Origin of the sequence: Actinosynnema sp. NPDC023658, assembly GCF_040639995.1 — a bacterium.
Taxonomy (GTDB): domain Bacteria; phylum Actinomycetota; class Actinomycetes; order Mycobacteriales; family Pseudonocardiaceae; genus Actinosynnema.
On the sequence record NZ_JBFAAX010000808.1, the window covers coordinates 1 to 2,538 of the forward strand.

Sequence of the window (2,538 nt, forward strand, 5' to 3'; positions counted from 1 at the left end):
TGGGCAACGCGGTGCAGTCGCAGGTGTCGCGGTTGCGGGCGTTGTTGGACGTGGAGGTGGAGCGCTCCCCCGCCGGGTACCGGCTGGTGGTGGATCCGGGTGAGGTGGACGCGCTGCGGTTCGAGGAGCTGCTGGCGCGGGGTCTGCCGGGTGAGGCGTTGGCGTTGTGGCGTGGTCCGGCGTTGCGGGACGTGGGTGACGCGCCGTTCGCGGCGGTGGTGGCGGCGCGGTGGGAGGAGCTGCGGCTGCGGGCGGGGGAGGAGCACGAGGTGGCGTCGGCGGGGTTGTTGCGGGAGTTGGTGGCGGCTCATCCGACGCGGGAGCGGCTGGTGGCGCGGTTGGTGCGGGTGTTGCACCGGGAGGGCCGTCAGGCGGAGGCGTTGGAGCTGTTCGAGCGGTCGCGGCGGGTGTTGGTCGAGGAGTTGGGCGCGGATCCGTCGCCGGAGTTGGCGGCCGCGCACGGGGAGGTGGTGCGGGGTGAGCGGCCGGCGGCGCGGCGGGTGTTGCCGGCGCAGTTGACGAGTTTCGTGGGGCGTGGGGAGGAGGTGGGGCTGGTCGGGGCGGCGTTGGCGGTGTCGCGGTTGGTGACGTTGACGGGGCCGGGTGGTGCGGGCAAGACGCGGTTGGCGGTGGAGGCGGCGGGTCGGGAGCGGGGTGAGGTGTTCTTCGTGGACCTGGCGCCGTTGGCGGTGGGTGGGGACGTGCCGCGGGCGGTGGTGTCGGCGTTGGGGTTGCGGGAGGACGGGTTGCGGCCGGTGACGGCGCCGGTGGCGCGGTTGGTGGCGGCGTTGCAGGACCGGCCGGTGCTGCTGGTGCTGGACAACTGCGAGCACGTGGTGGACGACGTGGCGGCGTTGGCGGGCTCGTTGTTGGTGGCGTGCGCGGCGTTGCGGGTGTTGGCGACGTCGCGGGAGGCGTTGGGGGTGACCGGGGAGACGGTGCGGCCGGTGCCTCCGCTGGCGTGGGAGGGGGCGGGGTCGGCGGCGGTGCGGTTGTTCGCGGACCGGGCGGCGGCGGTGAACCCGGCGTTCCGGTTGGACCCGGGCACCGCGGAGGTGGTGGTGGGGATCTGCCGGGCGTTGGACGGGTTGCCGTTGGCGATCGAGTTGGCGGCGGCGCGGGTGCGGTCGTTGCCGGTGGCGGAGGTCGCGGCCCGGTTGGGTGACCGGTTCCGGTTGTTGTCGCGGGGCAGTCGGGCGGCGGTGGCGCGGCACCGGACGCTGCACGCGGTGGTGGAGTGGAGTTGGGGGTTGTTGGACGAGGACGAGCGGGCGTTGGCGCGGCGGTTGACGGTGTTCCGGGGTGGGGCGACGTTGGTGTCCGCGGCGGCGGTGTGCGGGGTGGCGGGGACGGACGAGCTGTTGCCGTCGTTGGCGGACAAGTCGCTGGTGGAGGTGTCCGGGGACCGCTACCGGATGTCGGAGACGGTGCGGGAGTTCTGCGCGCGGCGACTGGTGGGGTCCGGTGAGCGGGAGTGGGTGTCGCGGGCGCACGCGGAGTACTTCGCGGGGTTGGCGCGGGACGCGGCGCCGCACCTGTTCGGGTCGGGGCAGCTGGGGTGGTTGGCGCGGTTGGCGGCGGAGCACGAGGACTTCACGGCGGCGGTGCGGTGGGCGGCCGGGCACGATCACGCGCTGGCGTTGCGGTTGGCGGCGGACCTGGGGTGGCCGTGGTGGGTGCGGGGGTTGCGCACGGAGGGTGCGGCGTTGGCGGCGGAGGTGGTGCGGGCGGTGGGTCCGGTGCCGCCGGAGGGGCTGGTGGAGGAGCACCTGTTGTGCGTGGTGAACGGGTCCTCGACGGGGGTGGGTTTGCCGGGGTTGGAGGTGCCGTCGCCCCGGCAGCCGGCGCCGGACGGGTGGGACGGTCCGCCGACGCGGCCGTTTTTGACGGTGTTGTGGGGCATGGCGCACGGGGTGCCGCAGCTGGACGGGGCGGGGATGGAGGAGCTGCGGCGGCGGTTGTTGGGTCGGGATCCGTGGAGCCGGGCGTTGGGACTGCTGGGGTCGGGGATGTCGCACCAGTACTCGGGTCGGGTGCGGGCGGCGTGGGAGGACCACACGCGGGCGTTGGCGGGGTTCCGGGCCGTGGGTGAGCGGTGGGGCGCGTCGTTGGCGTTGTCGCAGCTGGCGGAGTTGGCGCGGGCGGGCGGTGACCTGGCCGGGGCGGTGGGGTTCCTGGACGAGGCGTTGGCGTTGTCGCGGTCGTTCGGGGAGACCGAGCACACGGCGGCCCTGTTGTGCCGTCGTTCGGAGTGGGCGTGCCACGCCGGTGACCTGGACGGTGCGGCGGCCGACGTGGAGGCGGCGGCGGTGCTGGCGCGGTCGCAGGGCACGGTGGAGGCGTTGGCGCAGGCGTGGCTGGGTGCGGCGGAGGTGGCCCGGCGGCGGGGTGACGCGCACGGGGCGCGGCGGTGGTGCGCGGAGGCGTTGCGGGTGTGCCCGCGGGGCTGGTTCGGGTCGGAGGAGGTGCGGGCGTTGGTGCACGTCGCGGCGGGCCGGGTGGAGCTGGCCCTGGGTGAGCCGGAGGCGGCGGTGCGGG

The 2,538-nt window shown here is 75.3% G+C and carries 1 protein-coding gene; it reads left to right on the forward strand.

Annotated elements, in window-relative coordinates; translation table 11 throughout:
- Window positions 1-2,538 (forward strand): BTAD domain-containing putative transcriptional regulator (locus AB0G02_RS35030; RefSeq protein WP_360803167.1); only part of this gene is annotated, 2,538 nt, incomplete at both ends.